Origin of the sequence: Actinokineospora alba, assembly GCF_004362515.1 — a bacterium.
In the GTDB taxonomy this organism is placed as follows: Bacteria; Actinomycetota; Actinomycetes; order Mycobacteriales; family Pseudonocardiaceae; genus Actinokineospora; species Actinokineospora alba.
The window spans coordinates 1,845,894-1,861,258 of record NZ_SNXU01000001.1 but is presented as its reverse complement, the minus strand read 5'-3'; the positions used below and the strand labels follow the sequence as shown (position 1 = coordinate 1,861,258).

The 15,365-nt window shown below is 69.8% G+C and carries 14 protein-coding genes; 6 read left to right on the top strand and 8 right to left on the bottom strand.

What is annotated here, in order from left to right:
• Positions 1 to 23: 23 nt before the first annotated feature.
• Positions 24 to 761 (bottom strand): lysophospholipid acyltransferase family protein, encoded by a 738-nt coding sequence (locus C8E96_RS08880; RefSeq protein ID WP_091380438.1) that lies wholly within the window; start codon positions 759 to 761, stop codon positions 24 to 26.
• Positions 761 to 1,105, bottom strand: coding sequence for a hypothetical protein (locus C8E96_RS08875; RefSeq protein WP_091380442.1), 345 nt, complete (start codon positions 1,103 to 1,105; stop codon positions 761 to 763). The genes C8E96_RS08880 and C8E96_RS08875 overlap by 1 nt, the downstream gene beginning before the upstream one ends.
• A 282-nt stretch (positions 1,106 to 1,387) precedes the next feature.
• Between C8E96_RS08875 and C8E96_RS08870 the strand changes: the two genes are divergently transcribed.
• Entirely contained in the window at positions 1,388 to 1,591 is a 204-nt protein-coding gene (locus tag C8E96_RS08870) for a cold-shock protein (protein ID WP_091380445.1), read from the top strand.
• 152 nt (positions 1,592 to 1,743) lie between these two features.
• Here C8E96_RS08870 and C8E96_RS08865 read toward each other — a convergent pair whose 3' ends face one another.
• On the bottom strand, positions 1,744 to 2,655 hold the full coding sequence (locus C8E96_RS08865; RefSeq protein WP_228772104.1) for a glycosyltransferase: 912 nt from the start codon (positions 2,653 to 2,655) through the stop codon (positions 1,744 to 1,746).
• Positions 2,643 to 4,262, bottom strand: a complete 1,620-nt coding sequence (locus tag C8E96_RS08860) for a glycosyltransferase (protein ID WP_091380646.1) — start codon at positions 4,260 to 4,262, stop codon at positions 2,643 to 2,645. The genes C8E96_RS08865 and C8E96_RS08860 overlap by 13 nt, the downstream gene beginning before the upstream one ends.
• 250 nt (positions 4,263 to 4,512) lie before the next feature.
• On the opposite strand from C8E96_RS08860, the gene C8E96_RS08855 reads away from it, so the two are divergent.
• Entirely contained in the window at positions 4,513 to 6,468 is a 1,956-nt protein-coding gene (locus C8E96_RS08855; RefSeq protein ID WP_091380453.1) for a DUF6541 family protein, read from the top strand.
• A gap of 174 nt (positions 6,469 to 6,642) precedes the next feature.
• On the top strand, positions 6,643 to 7,815 hold the full coding sequence (locus C8E96_RS08850) for an acyltransferase family protein (RefSeq protein ID WP_091380457.1): 1,173 nt from the start codon (positions 6,643 to 6,645) through the stop codon (positions 7,813 to 7,815).
• Here C8E96_RS08850 and C8E96_RS08845 read toward each other — a convergent pair whose 3' ends face one another.
• Entirely contained in the window at positions 7,816 to 8,586 is a 771-nt protein-coding gene (locus C8E96_RS08845) for a glycosyltransferase family 2 protein (protein WP_166657925.1), read from the bottom strand.
• Between the two features lie 105 nt (positions 8,587 to 8,691).
• Here C8E96_RS08845 and C8E96_RS08840 point away from each other — a divergent pair, with 105 nt between their 5' ends.
• Together C8E96_RS08840 and C8E96_RS08835 are read left to right on the top strand one after the other, a co-directional pair.
• Positions 8,692 to 9,957 (top strand): MATE family efflux transporter, encoded by a 1,266-nt coding sequence (locus tag C8E96_RS08840; RefSeq protein ID WP_133794280.1) that lies wholly within the window; start codon positions 8,692 to 8,694, stop codon positions 9,955 to 9,957.
• Between the two features lie 44 nt (positions 9,958 to 10,001).
• Positions 10,002 to 11,129: a glycosyltransferase family 4 protein gene (locus tag C8E96_RS08835; RefSeq protein ID WP_091380466.1), complete on the top strand. Its 1,128-nt coding sequence runs from the start codon at positions 10,002 to 10,004 to the stop codon at positions 11,127 to 11,129.
• 1 nt (position 11,130) lies between these two features.
• Here C8E96_RS08835 and C8E96_RS08830 read toward each other — a convergent pair whose 3' ends face one another.
• Positions 11,131 to 11,502, bottom strand: coding sequence for a DUF2304 domain-containing protein (locus tag C8E96_RS08830; protein ID WP_228770105.1), 372 nt, complete (start codon positions 11,500 to 11,502; stop codon positions 11,131 to 11,133).
• Positions 11,499 to 12,275 (bottom strand): glycosyltransferase family 2 protein, encoded by a 777-nt coding sequence (locus C8E96_RS08825; RefSeq protein ID WP_228770106.1) that lies wholly within the window; start codon positions 12,273 to 12,275, stop codon positions 11,499 to 11,501. Before C8E96_RS08825 ends, C8E96_RS08830 begins: the two co-directional genes overlap by 4 nt.
• 134 nt (positions 12,276 to 12,409) lie before the next feature.
• Here C8E96_RS08825 and C8E96_RS08820 point away from each other — a divergent pair, with 134 nt between their 5' ends.
• Positions 12,410 to 14,311, top strand: coding sequence for an arabinofuranosyltransferase (locus C8E96_RS08820; protein WP_091380472.1), 1,902 nt, complete (start codon positions 12,410 to 12,412; stop codon positions 14,309 to 14,311).
• A gap of 23 nt (positions 14,312 to 14,334) precedes the next feature.
• Here the strand turns inward: C8E96_RS08820 and C8E96_RS08815 are convergent, their stop codons facing one another.
• Positions 14,335 to 15,363 carry a glycosyltransferase family 2 protein gene (locus C8E96_RS08815; RefSeq protein WP_091380475.1) on the bottom strand — a complete coding sequence of 343 codons (1,029 nt, stop codon included), beginning with the start codon at positions 15,361 to 15,363 and terminating at the stop codon, positions 14,335 to 14,337.
• Positions 15,364 to 15,365 lie beyond the last annotated feature (2 nt).

Genomic DNA, 15,365 nt, shown 5'->3' with positions numbered 1-15,365 from the left:
CGCCTGGCGGGGCGACTCGCGGGTTACTCGGGCTTGCGTTTGTCTAGTTCGGCGGCTTGTTCGGGGGTGGGGGCGGTGCCGCCGAGGTGGGCGGGGAGCCACCAGGAGTCGGACTCGCCGGACGGGGAGTCCGGGTAGTCCTTCTGGACTCGGTCGAGCAGCTCCGTCATCCGGGTCCGCAGGTCCAGGGTCAGCGCTTCCTGGTCGTCGTCCGGGCCGACGGTGAAGGATTCACCCGCCCGAATCAGGATCGGGATGTGGCGCTGCTTGAGGTCCTTCGGCCGACCCTTCGTCCACAGCCGCTGCGTGCCCCACAGCGCCATCGGCACCACCGGGACGCCCGCCTCGGCCGCCATCCGCACCGCGCCCGACTTGATGTCCTTGACGGTGAACGACTGGCTGATCGTGGCCTCCGGGAACACCCCGACGACCTCACCGGCGCGCAGCTTCTCGACCGCCTCCCGGTACGACGCCTGGCCCGCGGACCGGTCGACCGAGATGTGGTGCATGCCACGCATCAGCGGGCCCGCGATCTTGTTGTGGAAGATCTGCTGCTTGGCCATGAAGCGCACCAGCCGCTTGGCGGGCTGCGCGCCGAAACCGGCGAAGATGAAGTCGAGGTAGCTCACGTGGTTGCACGCGATGACCGCGCCACCCGTCTTCGGGATGTGCTCGCCGCCTTGGACGTCGACCTGATAGTCCATGACCCGGAACAGGGTCTTGGCCGCCAGCACCACTGGCGGATAGACGATCTCGGCCACTAGTCGCCCACTGCCTTGGCGGCCTGCTCGCGCAGCACGATCGGGGCGCCCGCGAGGTCTTCCTCGTTGCACAGCAGCTTGACGTCGTAATACGGCGATCCCTCGCCGTCGTCATAGTCGAGATGGATCGCGATGACGTCGACTGGTTCACCGAGCCAGTCCTGGGTCGCCCGCAGCCACGACGCGGCCCGTTCGAGGGCCGCGGGAAGGTCGTCGTCACGGAATTCGACCGGGCGGTAGGGAACGCCCTGGACCTGATCGCCGCGATGCGCGGGGCGGGGCAGGTCTACGGAGACTCCGGCTTCGTCGAGGTCGAGCGCGATGGTCTCGGTGTTCTCGGTCACGGATTTTTCACTGGCGAGCTCGCTCACTCCCAAAGCGTCTCCCAGCAGGGGAACGGCCGCAACCCCCGACCTGGTGTCACGTCACACGTGCGGCGGGTGCGGGTTGTGTGGTTCACTGTGTGAGGTCGTAAGTTTTCTTGAGTACGTGTTAGATCACGCTCGCAAGAGATCGTTGCGGGCGCGCGGTTTTCCTCCAGGTCAAGCCGGAGAAGTCGCCGTCTGAAACCGACCAAGGCGTGCGCACCCGTGCGCGCTGTAGCGGTACCTGTTGAGGAGATAGTCGTGGCACAGGGCACAGTGAAGTGGTTCAACTCCGAAAAGGGCTTCGGGTTCATCGCGCCTGACGACGGCGGCGCCGACGTCTTCGTGCACTACTCGGAGATCCAGGGCTCGGGCTTCAAGAGCCTGGACGAGAACGCGCGTGTCGAGTACGAGGTCGGCCAGGGCCAGAAGGGCCCGCAGGCCACTGGCGTTCGCGCCATCTGATCTGAATCAGACGCAGACGGGCCGCTCCCCTCGGGGAGCGGCCCGTTTCGTCGTTGCTGGGCAGGCGTGGGCCGCAGTCGTTGCGGGGCCACGCAAAGCGAAGGGCCGCACCCCGTGGGGAACGGCCCTTCGTCGTCGCGAACCCGTTCGGGTTACAGCACCGATCGGGGGAAATCGGGCTTCGGGTTGAACTTCACGCCCTCGATGACCTTCTTGAACAGCCGCACCCGCAGCGGCCACGCCACGCCGCCGCCCCGCAGGCCCTGGAACAGGCGCAGGACGAACTTGGCGAACGCGACCGCGTTCTCGTGGTGCAGGCGGAACGAGGCCTCGTTGCGGGCGCCGTACTCGAACTTCCAGATGTTCGCCGGGGTGACGTCGCCGAAGTTCACGCCGCGGTTCACGCCCATGTCGTGCACGACGACGCTGGTGAGGACCTGCACGCCGGGCGCGTCCTTCGTGATGCGCAGGGTGTACTCCTGGTCGTCGAACCAGATGAAGTACTCCTTGAGCGGCAGGCCGTGCCGGGTGAGCGTCCAGCGCGGGAACAGCACCGAGACGAACGAGCAGTGGGTGATCAGCACGCTCTGCTCGCCCTTGGAGATGAGCCTGCCCCAGTCCCACGTGGTGCCCGGGTTGTTCATCTCGCAGATGCTGCCGTCGATGTACTTGACCAGCGAGCACGCGTAGGGCAGCTGCGTGCCCATGGTCGACTCCGCCTTGGCGTGGCCGTTGACCAGCTCTTCGAGCGCGTCGGTGTTGGGGTAGCAGTCGTCGTCCATGATCCAGACGAAGTCGGCGCCCAACTCGTAGCCGCGGGCCATGCCGGTCGCGAAGCCGCCCGCGCCGCCGGTGTTGGTGTCCAGGCTGACCACCACGACCCGGTCGTCGCGCTTGGCGTAGTCGGCCAGGATATCCGCGGTGCCGTCGGTGGAGGCGTTGTCGACCACGACGACCCACGACGGGCGCAGCGACTGGCCCAGGACGTGGTCGAGGACCTTCGTCAGCTTGTCCTTGCGGTTGTACGTGACGACAACGGCGGCGACAGTGCTCACTGCATCCATCCTTGGTAGAGGTCGCGGACCATCGACCGGGCGTCGGGCAGCGCGGCGAACGCCTCGGACTTGTCGCGCTGCTCGGCCAGCCAGGTCTCGCGCTGCTGGGGGTCGGTCATCATCGTCGCGATGCGGTCGGCCGCGGTGCGGATGAAGGGGTACGGGTGCCGGGGGCAGAGCAGTTCGTCGGCGATGAGCGAGGCCTGCGAGCCGACATCGGCCGACACGACGGGCACGCCCGCCGCGGAGGCCTCGAAGGAGGTCAGGGTCAGGCCCTCGTTGTCCGAGGAGATGACCAGCACGTCCGACTCGGCCAGGGTGCGCGACACCGGCTGGTCGGGACCGCGGATCTCCAGCACGTCGGCCAGGCCCAGCCTGTTCCGCAGGCCGTGCACCTCGCCGGAGAGCTCGCCGTCGCCGTGCATGACGAAGCGGATGTCGCCGGGCGCCGAGCCCTTGAGTTCGGCGGCCAGCTTGAGGAACAGGTAGGGGCGCTTCTGCTGGGTGAACCGGCCGACGAACGCCACGGTGAACGGGCCGTCGGTGCTCGGGGCGGGCTTGGGGTCCTCCGCCCGGACCGTCAGGTTCGCCAGGGTGGCGAGGGCGACCTTGTCCTTGTCGACGTTCTGCTTGCCGATGAGGTAGTCGCGCAGCTGCGGCGAGATCACGTGGTGCGTGTCGATGACGTTCGACATCCGCACGGAGATGTCGACGAAGCCGCCGGTGCGGTATTCCAGGATGTGCAGGGAGTCGACGACCGGGATGTCCGGCCGGACCGCCTTGAGCCACGGAAGCCGCTCGTAGAGCCAGGTGCAGTGGTGCAGGTGCACGCCGCGCACGTCGAACGCCGACAGCACACCGTTGAGGAAGGACGATTCCTGACCGGGCGGCAGCGGCATGGTCAGCGGGACCACGACCGCGCCGTCGAACTCCGGCCGGGTGATCCACGGGTGGCTCGACGGCCGGTCGGTGACCACGATCGGCACCAGGCCCGCCTCTTTCGCCAGCTGGACCGTCTCCACCGCCCACCGCTCGGCGCCGCCGAGTTCGAGCCAGTGGATGCCGAACAGGACCGCGGGCACCTTGCCGGGGCCGACGGCGGACGCGCCGCGGTCGATGAGGACCGGCGAGGCCTTGGAGGGGTGCTCGCTGCGGTTGCGCCAGTGGATGACGTCGGTGCGGAACTGCCGCAGCGCGTCGAACTGGACCGGCGCGCTGAACCGGACCGCTCGCCGCACGGCGCCGAGGACGCCGGGGAGCTGGTTGTAGGCGGTGGCGATCTGCTCCGCGCCGCCGACGTCGACGGTCAGGTCGATCATCGCCTCGGCCTCGCCGGAGGAGCGCGTGGTGTGCACGACGCTGCGGAAGACCATCGAGCCGATGACCTGGCGGTCGTCGGCCCACTCGATCTGGCTGGTCTCCTCGTCGGTCAGCGACGGAAGGCTGCCTGACGGTCCCCTGAGCACGGTGAACCGGAAGGTCTGCCCCGGCATCGTCAGCGCGTAGTAGTTGGCCGCGCCGACGACGAGCGCGCGTTCCCGGTCGTCGAGGATGCTGGGCTGCTCGCCGTCGAACACCCCGCTCTCGTCGATGAGTTCGAAGGTCGCGGGAGGCATCTGAATCTCAGGCTGGTCCGTCACGTCTCTCAGAGGGGGTCGTCCGGTGCTCCGCGGGACCGGAGCCAGGCGCGATCCAGGGTACCGTCCGGTTCCCCCCGGTCGGCTGATGCCCACGTTGACCGCCGCCGCGCGCCGGTGTAAATGGCCGGTGCGGATAGAGTGCACGGCGAGTACCGGCCCTGGCCACGCGGTCCCGGGCTGTCCGCGCGTCCGGCCGCGGTGACCCGAGTGTGGAAAGGCCCCATAGATGCTTACCAATGCCGGCCTGCTGTGTCTGGTGTTGACGACCCTGCTGGTCGTCCCGGGCCTCCTGGTCGGCGTCTCGGCGGGCCTGCGCGGCTGGGTGCTGCTCGGCACGGCCCCGGTGCTCACCTACGGCGTGGTCTCGCTCGGCGCGCCGCTGGCTCCCACGCTGCTGGGCGGCTGGTCGGTCTGGGCGCTGCTCGCCGTCACCGCCGTGGTGTGCGCGGTCGTGTTCGCGGCCCGGCTCGTGGGCAGGCGATGGTTCCCGATGTCCGCGGGCGACGAACTGCCGCGGTGGAGCTTGATCCACCACGCGGGCGTGGTCGCCGCGCTGGCCATCGCAGCGGGCGTCGGCCTGCTCGTCACGTCGCGCTCGACAGCGGGCTTCACCGGCGTGCACCAGTTCTGGGACGCGATCTTCCACGCCAACTCGGTCCGGTTCATCGCCGAGACCGGCGAGTCGGCCCCCTCCGCGCTGCGCGCGGTCAACGACCCGTTCAACCAGAACTTCTTCTACCCGAACAGCTTCCACGTGCTGGTCGCGACGGCGCTGCAGGTCACCGCGGGCACCGTCCCGCAGCTGCTCAACCTGCAGTCCGGGCTGCTCGCGTTCGTCTTCGCCCTGTCGATGGTCGGCGTCCTGCGGGCCGCGAAGGCCCGCCCCGCCCTGATCGCGGCGACCGCCCTGCTGGCGGGCACGTTCACCAGCTTCCCGTACGCCCTGGAGTTCTTCGGCCCGGTCTGGCCGTTCGCCGTCGGGGTCGCGGTCATCCCCGGTTTCGTCGCGCTGTTCGTCGCGCTGCTCGACCGGCGTGACCCCGCCCTCATCCTGATCACCGCCCTGGCCGCGACCGGGCTCGTCACCCTGCACCCCAGCGTCGCTCTGTCGGCAGCGGTGTTCTGCGGGGTCTACGTGCTGCAGCGCTGGATCCAGGCCCGCCGGGTGCCGCTGCCGGAGCTGGTCGCGGTCGGCGTCATGGGCGTGCTCGCGGCGGCGAGGGCCCTCCCGGAGCTGCTCAAAGCGGCGAGCATGGCCACCGCCTCCGGGTTCGACTGGCCGACGTACGGCACCCCCGGCGCCGTGCTGGGCATGGTCCTGTTCCAGAACTACGAGACCGCGCTTCCGCAGTGGTGGCTGGTCGCCGCGCTGGTCGCGGGCGTCGTGGGGCTGCGCAGGCTGCGCGACCTCGGCTGGTGGCTCGTCGGCGGCCTTGTCTTCATCGTCCTGTTCGTCCTCGCGGCCTCGTACGAGGGGCCGACGGTCGCCCTGCTGACCGGTCCGTGGTGGAACGACCGCTGGCGCTTCGCCGCGCTGTGCACGCTTCCGCTGCTGCTGGTCGCGGCCAACGGCCTGGTCGTGGCGCGCGACTTCCTCACCCGGGTCACCGCGCGCTGGACCAAGCGCGATGACGTGATCGTGCGCAGTCTCGCCCTCGGCGTCGTCGTCGTCGCGCTCGCCGGCCTGACCAACGCGTTCTACATCGGCCGCAACACGACCTTCATCAAGCCGGCGTACGGCGCGCAGGCCGGGACGATGACGCCGCCCAAGCAGGCGGCGATCGAGGAACTCGGCAAGGTCGTGCCCGACAAGGGCGTGGTCATGAACGACCCGACGGACGGCTCGGCGTGGATGTGGGCGCTGGAGGACGTGCACCCGGTCTTCGGCCACGTGTTCAGCGGGCGTCCCGACCCGAAGTCGGCGGGTGCCGACCGGGTCGAGCTGTGGGAGCGCTTCGACGAACTGGACACCGACACCGAGGTCCAGGCCATCGTCCGCAAACTCGGCATCACCCACGTCTTCTTCACCGACGACCGCGTCTACGGCGCCCGGGGCGCCGCTCCCGGCCTCGACGATCTGGACGAGGCCCGGTCGCTGAAGCTGGTCTTCGCGGAGGGCTCGTCCCGGGTCTACGAGGTCACCTTGGACCAGCCGCGGCCCCAGCAGCGCCCGGGCGGCTGAACACCCCGGAGTGCGAGCTGCGCAACTCGCCACGCCGACCGTGTTCGGGATCGATTCGTCACTGTGGCACCATGACCGCCTGGCGGCCGTGCTCATAGGCGAGCCGCGCATCCGCGAGGCCTGGTGGCCTTGCGGCGCGACGAGACCGCGTTCCCCTGCGTTCGAAGAGGAAGCATGGCCCCGCTCAAGCACGAGGAATACCTGGCGATCCGGCACTTCGCGGCCCTGGACGGGCTCCGGGCGATCGCGGCGGTGATGGTGGTGTTCTCCCACTTCGGGGGCACCAAGTGGCACGGCATGAGCGGCTGGCTCGGCGTGCACATGTTCTTCGTGATCTCGGGCTACCTGATCACCACGCTCGCGTTGCGCGAAGAGGGCCGCAAGGGCCGGGTGTCGCTGCGCAACTTCTACATCCGGCGCGCGTTCCGGATCATGCCGGTCTATTACGTGGTGCTTGGCGCGACGGTGTTGATGCACTACCTGCGCGGTGAGTACACCTCGCACAACGTCGGCGAAGTGCTGCCGTACTACCTCACGTTCAACAACGAGTACATCGCCGCGGGCCAGATCTTCGGTCACTCCTGGACGCTGGCGATCGAGCAGAAGTTCTACCTGGTGTGGCCGCTGCTCGCCTTCGCGCTCGGCGCGCTGACCCTCGGCAAGCGCCTCACGGTGATCGCCACCGCGATGACCCTGCTGGCCGCCGCCCTGATCGTGCCGTTCTACACCTACGGTTCCGCGTCATACATCGTGATCCTGATCGGCTGTCTGCTGGCCGTGGTGCTGCACTACCCGCGCGGCTTCGCGGTCCTGCGGTACCTGACCCTGCCGGTGTTCGGCTTGGTCTTCGCGGTCGCGGTCGTCGTGGTGCAGCTGAACACCAAGTGGTTCCTGGCCTCGTTCGGCAACGAGGACGTCCTCGTCATGACCTACGGCTTGGCGGTCGCGCTGATGCTGCCGGGTCTGTTCAACGGCGGGCCGCTGCTGCCGCTGCTGGCGAACCCGGTCATGCGGTTCATCGGTGAGCGGTCGTACTCGCTGTACCTGGTGCAGGCGCTCACCGGGACCATGATCGCGGCGACCTTCCCGGTGCTGCGGATCGAGCGGACCGCGACCGTGATCGCGGTGACGATCGCCAGTCTCATCGTGGCCGACGTCCTCTACCGCTGGGTGGAGGTGCCGATGATCGGTGTCGGCCGGGACCTCATCACGACTCTCGACAGCCGCAAGGCCGCCAAGACGGACCCGGGCGCGGACGCGAAGTCCAAGGACGCCAAGGGTTCCGAGGACACCGGCGACTCCGCGGGTGCCGAGGACTCGACCGAACTGGCGCCCGCGCGAGCCTGATCACCAGCGGCGGTTCGCCACCTGCACGCCGAGCCAGGCCAGGTGGCGGGCCGCGACGCCGACCGGGCCGACGCCGATCCGCTTGCCCAGCTTGAGCTTGCTCTTGCGGATCAACGCGGTCTGCGGGCCCAACAGCCCACCGCGGCTGTACTGCTCGGGGTGCACCCGGTACCCGAGCAACTCCTGCGGCAGCACGTCCCCGGGGGCCTCAGCCAGGATCCGCAGCCACAGGTCGTAGTCCTCGAGGCGCACGCACCGCGGGTCGAAGCCGCCGAGCTTCTCGGCGAGCACCTTGCGGGTCATGATCGTCGAGGTCGTCAGGCAGTTGAACACCAGCATCGTGCGGGCGACCTTGTCCTCGCCGGTGACCGAATGCGCGACCCCGACCTGCTCACCGCTCGGGTCGATCTTTGTCGACCACGCGCCGACCAGCCCGAGGTCAGGCCGTTCGTCGAGGAGGGCGGCCTGAACGGCTAGCCGCTCGGGTGCGCATAGGTCGTCGGCGTCGAGGAACGCGATGAGGTCGTGCCGGGCGGCGGCCATGCCGATGTTGCGGCCGACCGCGGGCCCGCTGCGCGGCTTCGGGGTCAGTTCCACGGTGATCCGGTCGCCGAGTTCGGCGGCCGCCGCGCGGTTCTGCTCGCAGTCGCCGTCGAGGACCAGCACGACTTCCCACGCGTCATGGGTCTGCGCCGCCACCGACCGCAAGGTCTCGCCGAGGTACTCGGCTTTCGGCGCGCAGGGAATCACCACGGAGACCGGTGAGGTCACGTATGCCTCCTCGACAGACTCGGCGGGAACCCCGCCGCGGCGATCTCGACCGAACGCCCCCGTAGAGTAGGGGGCCCGATCCCCCGGCAAGAAGGCGCCCGCAGCGTGACGAAGTCAGCGACACCGGCACCTGGGTCGAACCCGAGGTCAGCGCTGCGAACCTTGATCGACCGGGTCGGCAGGCAGTCCCTTGTGACCGCCGACCAACTCGTCTTCAGCGCCGTCGCGTTCGCCATGCAGGCCGCCGCGATCCCGGTGTCGACCGGCGCCGAGTACGGGATCTTCACGCTGGTCATGATGGTGCAGACCGGCCAGTGGTACATCGGCCGGGCAATCGCCTCGGAGCCGATGCTGGTGTCGCGGACCGCCGGGGACGAACGCTCGCGGGGCGCGGCGGGAAGCGCGCTCGCGCTCGGCCTCGCTGTCGGGATCGGGTCGCTGATCGTGGGCCTGTTCCTCGACGGAACCGCGCAAGAACTCCTGTTCATCCAGGCCGCGGCGTCGCCGCTGCTCGGCGCGCTCGACCACGCCCGCTACGTCGGCTACGGCCGCGACCGCCCGCTGATCGCGCTGGGCGTCGACGGTGTCTGGTTTGGTTTGTTGGTCGCCGCGCTGGTCACGGTCGCTCTCGTCGACGAGCTGACACCGACCCGGGTGTACCTGCTGTGGGCGGCGACCGGTGTGCTGATGTCCGCGGTCGCGATCCGGCTCACCGGCAGCCCGTTCGCCTTCGGGTCGGTTCGCCGATGGCTGTCGGACCAGTGGCGCCTGATCCCCGGCTTCCTGGTCGACGCCATCTACCTCGCCGCGGGCATCTACGCGACGTTCGGCATGGCCATCTGGGCGACCGGACTCAACGACTACGGCCTGCTCCGCAAGGCGATGACCCCGATCACCGCGCTGACCGTGCTCTTCGTCGGCATCGGGACCGCCCTGCTCGCCCATCTGGCGGGCCGCAGCGCCAAGGACGTGGTCCGCGCGCCCGCTCTGGTCACGGCGCTGGCGGCGATCGTGTGCGCGGTGAGCGCGCTGATCGTGCTCGTGCTGCCCGCCGACCTGATGGGCACCCTGCTCAAGGCCGACTGGTCCACCCTGGAGCCGGTCGTGCTGTTCCTGCTGGTCTACGCGTTCCTGTTGGCGTCGGGCCAGACCGCCATGGTGGCGGCCAAGGCGAGCGGCCGGGCGTGGGTCGGCCCGCGGGTCCGCACCATCCAGCTGATCTGCGAACTCGCCCTGATCGCCCTGCTCGGCACCCAGTTCGGCGTCGTGGGCGCGGCCTGCGGGATGGCCCTGGCCTGGGGAGTCGGCGCCGGGATCGCGTGGGTCGGACTGACCCGGCACGCGCGCGCCGACCGGGCTGCGACCAGCTGACCCCGGACTGACCCGGGGCGTCGCGGGTGTGCAAGATAGTCGGCATGCACCTGGTCGACCTCCCGTCCTGCTACCCACCTCATCCGGGCGGCCTGGAGGCCTACGCGCACGAGCTGCACCGCCAGCTCCTCGCGGCGGACCCCGATCTGCGGATCACGGTGCTCACGTCCGACACCGCGTCCAAGCCGGGGATCGAGCACCTCACCGACCGCTGGACCGTCGTGCGGTGGCCGTCGTGGATGCCGGTGTCGCCCTACCCGGTGCCCAAGCCCGGTTTCCACAAGCTGCTGCGGGAGTACTGCACACCGGATTCGGTGATGATGACCCACACGCGGTTCTTCTACCACGCCGCGCTGGCCTCGCGGTTCGCCGCGAGCCGGGGCATCCGCCGGGTGCACATCGAACACGGCTCGACGCCGGTGCAGAGCGGGAACGGATTCGTCCGGTTGGTCGCCAACACCGTCGACGCGACGATCGCGAAGGTGGTGCTGGGCAAGGCGGCGCACGTCGTCGCCGTGTCCAACTCGGCCCGCGACTTCGTCCGCGACCTGTCGGGCCGCGAGCCCACCGTGGTCCACCGCGGCATGGAACTGCCGACCGACCTTAAGGCCGAGCCGACCGCCGACGACACCGTCTGCTTTGTCGGCAGGCTCATCAGCGGCAAGGGCGTCGCGGACCTGCTCGACGCGACCGCGACCCTGCACTCCACCGGGATGAAGGCCCGCCTGCGGATCTGCGGCGACGGCCCGGTGCGCTCGGCCCTCGAAGCGAAGGCCAAGACGCTCGGACTCGGCGACCACGTCGAGTTCCTGGGCGCGGTCGACCATGCCACGGCGCTGAAGGAGATCGCGGCCGCCACGGTGTTCGTCAACCCGAGCTGGACCGAGGGCCTGCCCACCACCGTGCTCGAAGCCGCGGCGCTCGGCGCAGCGGTGGTCGCCACCGATGTCGGTGGCACGTCGGAGATCCTCGACGCCGACCGGACCGGTTGGCTGGTCCCCGCGCAGCAGCCCGACGCGCTCGCGCGGGCACTCGGCGAGGCCTTGGGCGACGCGGAACTGCGCCGTTCCCGGGGTGACGCGCTGCGCGCGACGACCGCGGAGCGGTTCTCCTGGGATCACGCCGTCGAGGTCATCTCCGCGATGCTGCGCGGCGCCCCGGTTCCGGGCTGAGCTAGGACTTTCCGTCCGGGCCGGACGTCGTCCGCTTGACGTGCTCGTCGACGTCGAGGCGCAGGATCGCCAGGTCCTCGGCGAGCTTGCGGGTCTCGTCCTCGAGCCGGGAGACCTCCCACGACAGGTGCAGGGCGACCCCGACGAGGAACACGATCGCGACGAAGAACAGCAGGTTGGACGCGATCTCCACGCCCGCGGCCCGACTCAGCACGCCCAGCAGGCCCGGGAAGATCGTCACGACGAGCAGGGTCACGCCGACGACCAGCCACAGCACGGCGTACTTCTCGCTGAGCTGACGCCTGCGCAGCAGCTCGAAGATGCCGAGCAGGATCAGCACGCTGCCGATGAGGGCGACGATATAGGCGCTCACGACGACATCCTCTTCTCGGCGGCGGGCGGCGCGGCCATCGGGACGGCCTGTTTGACCGTGGTGTCCCAGCGGCGCACCAGGGCCAGCAGCAGGGCGAACCCGGCGCGGAACAGGTACACCGTGGCCTTCCACGGGCTGTGGCTCGGGTTGCCCGCGCGGCGCGGCCGCATGTGCGCGGGCACCTGGGTCACCACGCAGCCCGAGCGGAGCGCGATGACCAGCGATTCGATCGTGTCGCCGAGGTACTCGACGGGGTAGTGCTCGGCGAACAGCGGCAGCGCGCGGCGGCCGGTCGCCTTGAAGCCGGAGGTCGTGTCGGTGAGCCGGGTCTTGGCCAGCAGCGAGAGCACCTTCGACAGCACGACCATCGCCCACTTGCGCGGGCCTCGGACCTGGTACGCGCCGCGCTCGGCGAACCGGGCGCCGATGACGATGTCCGCGTGCGCCAGGCCCGCGAGCAGGTCCGGGATCTCGCTGGGATCGTGCTGCCCGTCCGCGTCGACCTGCACCGCGACGTCGTAGTTGTGGCGCAGCGCGTAGCGGAAGCCCGCGCGCATCGCACCACCGACACCGAGGTTGAAGGGCAGTTCGAGGACGAGCGCCCCGGCCTCCCGGGCGCACTCCACAGTCCGGTCGCTGGACCCGTCGTCGACCACGAGGACGTCGGCGGCGGGAACGGCGGCGTAGATCTCGCGCACCGTCTCGGCGACGGCGGCCTCTTCGTTCCAGGCCGGCACGACGATGAGTGCACGGCCGGAGAACTCGTTAGACACGGGATGGAATGCTAGTCGGCCGCTCGCGCGGTCCCCTGGTCGGGTGACGTCCCCCACCCACCGCGTAGGGTGTCGGCTGGGGCCGCCTGGGGGCGGTGACGAACTGGTCCAAGTCCCGGGCAGACAGGTGTGCCGTGCCGGATTCGATGGTGGACGTCGACCGCGAGACGGTCGTGACCGAGAAGAACCCTGACAGAGAGTCGCGCCTTCGCGCGCTGTGCACAGGCCCCGCCGTGGTGGCGGTCCTCACCTGGCTGGCGGCGACGGCGCTGTTCCTGTTCGTGGAGGGTCGCTACAACAAGCTCGACCCGTTGACGCCTCGCGGCGCCTTCATCCCGCTGGCGATCGGCGCGGCGTTGTTGGCGGGCTGCGCGGCGGTCGCGGTGGTGCGCCGCCGATCCGGCGACCGCTTGGTCGCCGTCGGCGCGGGCCTGTTCGCCGCGTGGGTGGCGCTCGCGCTGCGGTCCGCGCTCAACCTGACTCCGTTCGGCTTCGGCGGCCTCGGCGCCGACATGGGCCGGATGACCGCGGCGGTCAACCGGTACACGGTCACGCCGTGGCCGTCCGACACGTTCATCGACGGCCTGCCGTCGGAATACCCGCCGCTGTACCCGTGGCTGCTCGGCCGGATCGCGTTGCTCCTCGACGTGCCCGCGTGGCGGCTGCTGGGCGCCGCGGAGGTGCTGCTCACCTCGGCCGCCGTGCTCGCCGCGTTCCTGCTGTGGCGCCGGATCGTGCCCGCGGGCGCGGCGCTCGTCATCAGCGCTTCCGGGCTGCTCGTCTTCGGTGACCCGCGCAAGGCGTTCGCGATCATCACGCTGCTGGTCTTCCTCCCGTGGCTGCTCGCGACATTCACCGAGACCGGCAAGGGCAGGCTGCACTGGTTGCCCGCCGGGCTCATCGGCGGCCTGATCATGGTGACCTACAACGGCTGGTTCCCGTTCGGCGTTGTCGGCGTGTTCGCCATCCTGGTGACCGCGTGGCGGCGCAGCGAGAACCGTGGCGCGTACGTCCGGCACGTGCTCGCCGTCGGCCTGATCACCACGCTGATGGCGCTGCCCTACATGGTCCCGTACCTCAGCGCCGTGCTGACGAAGGGCGGGCAGGGTCTCGGAGACCTGTACCAGTCCTTCGAGATCACCGAGAACGGCTTCCCGTTCCTCGACCCCACCCTGCTCGGGGGGCTGCAGCTCGTCGGGCTCATCGGTCTGGTCTGGTACCGGGCCAAGCCGTGGGCGTGGCCGATGCTCTGGCTGGTGCTCGGTTCCTATGTGTTCTGGCTGGTCATGGGCCTGCGCTACCTGTTGACCGACCACACCACCCTGATCCACTACGTGCCGCGGCTGACCGGCGTCACGCTGGCCGCCGCCGGTGTCCTCACGCTGACCTCGGTCGTCCCCGTGCTGATTCGCCGGGTCGGCGCCGTGCCGCCCAGCCGGACCGGTGTGGCAGTGCTGGCTGTGGCCATGCTGTGGATCGGCACGACGTACTGGTCCGCTTGGCGTCCGGTCACCGCGTTCGGCAAGACCGAGGCGGACCGCACCTTCGGCGTGCTCGCGACGTTCGCGCACCTGGAGCCGCTGCCCGACTGCTCGCCGGTGCGGACCCTGCCCAAGGGCGTGCGGCTCGACGACTTCCGGCCGGGCTGCGTTCCCGCCGTGCGGGTCAAGGAGGAGGTGGAGTCGGTCCTCGGCAAGGGGGCGCGGCCCACGATCCTGTCCGCGGACGAACGGCTCTTCGCGTACCTGCCGTGGAACGCGTACATGGGCACGGACCGCACCTCCAGCAGTTCACTGTCCCGTTGGGACGATCGCTACGCCGAAGTGAAGCGGCTCATGACGATCACCGACCCGAGCGAGCTCACGCGGGCCAGCGCGGCCACCGAGTTCGGGCCGATCGACGCCTTCATGCTGTTCAAGGGGCCCGACTACTGGCAGGCGATCGACGGCGGGTTCGTCCGGGAGCGGTTCGACACCCAGGACTGGATCATCGAGGACGTCAGCCAGTACTTCGTGCTCGTCATCCGCAAGCCATAGGTCCTGTCCTGCAAGGACAGGACCTATACGAACCGGCGGATGAGCTTCCAGTAGGCGGTGGTGACCGCGTTCAGCGGTCGCAGGATCACGGCGGGCACCTGGATCAGCGGGGTGTCCAGCCGCGGTGTGAGCACCCGCATCCACTCGCTGTCCGGGATGGTCTGCATCCCGCGGACCAGCGCGCGGCGCTCGCGGAGCACGGCCCGGTTGCGCCAGAGCCACACCCAGCCGCGGACCTTGTCCTTGGCCCAGCCCTCCTTGAGCGCCAAGGCGAGCATGGCCAGTTCCAGGGCGAACAGCGCCGGGGCGAGCAGCAGGAGCGCGCGGGCGCTCCACAGCGTGGTCACGAAGATCAGGCGGTTGCGCTCCACCAGGTAGAACTTCTCGGTGTTGCGCGAGAACTCGTACCGGTGCACGACGACCGCGTCGGGGACGTTGACGACCTTGAGACCGAGCCGCCACGTGCGGATCGAGAGGTCGGCGTCCTCGTGGTAGGCGAAGTACTGCTCGAAGAACCCGCCGAGGCGGTCCCAGTGTTCGCGGGTGGTGACGAGACCGGCGCCCATCGCGCCCGCCACCTCGGTCGGGGCGGTCCGCGTCTCCGGCTCGCCGAGTCCGCCGACCCAGCTGATGCCGAGCACGTGGACCATGTTCCCGCTGGAGTTGAGCAGCGCCGGGTTCTCCGCGAGCCGTACACCCGCCGCGGCGATGCCGACGTCGGGCCGCGCGAGTTCCTCGACGAGCCGCGCGACGGTGTTCGGCTCGACGATCGCGTCACCGTTGATCAAGGCGACGTAGTCCCCTTCGGCGACGGCTACGCCCGCGTTGTTCCCACCCGAGTAGCCGAGGTTGCGCCCCGGCCGCACGACGGTGACGCCGGGCAACTGGGCCAGCACCTCGACGTCGTCGTCGGTGCACCCGTTGTCGACGAGCACCACGTCCAGGTCGACCTTCTCCGACCCGAGCAGCGCGGTCACGCTGCGGCGCAGCCACGGCTCGGACTTCCAGGCCAGCACGATCGCGCTCACCCGGGGCAGTCGACTGTCCGTCACGT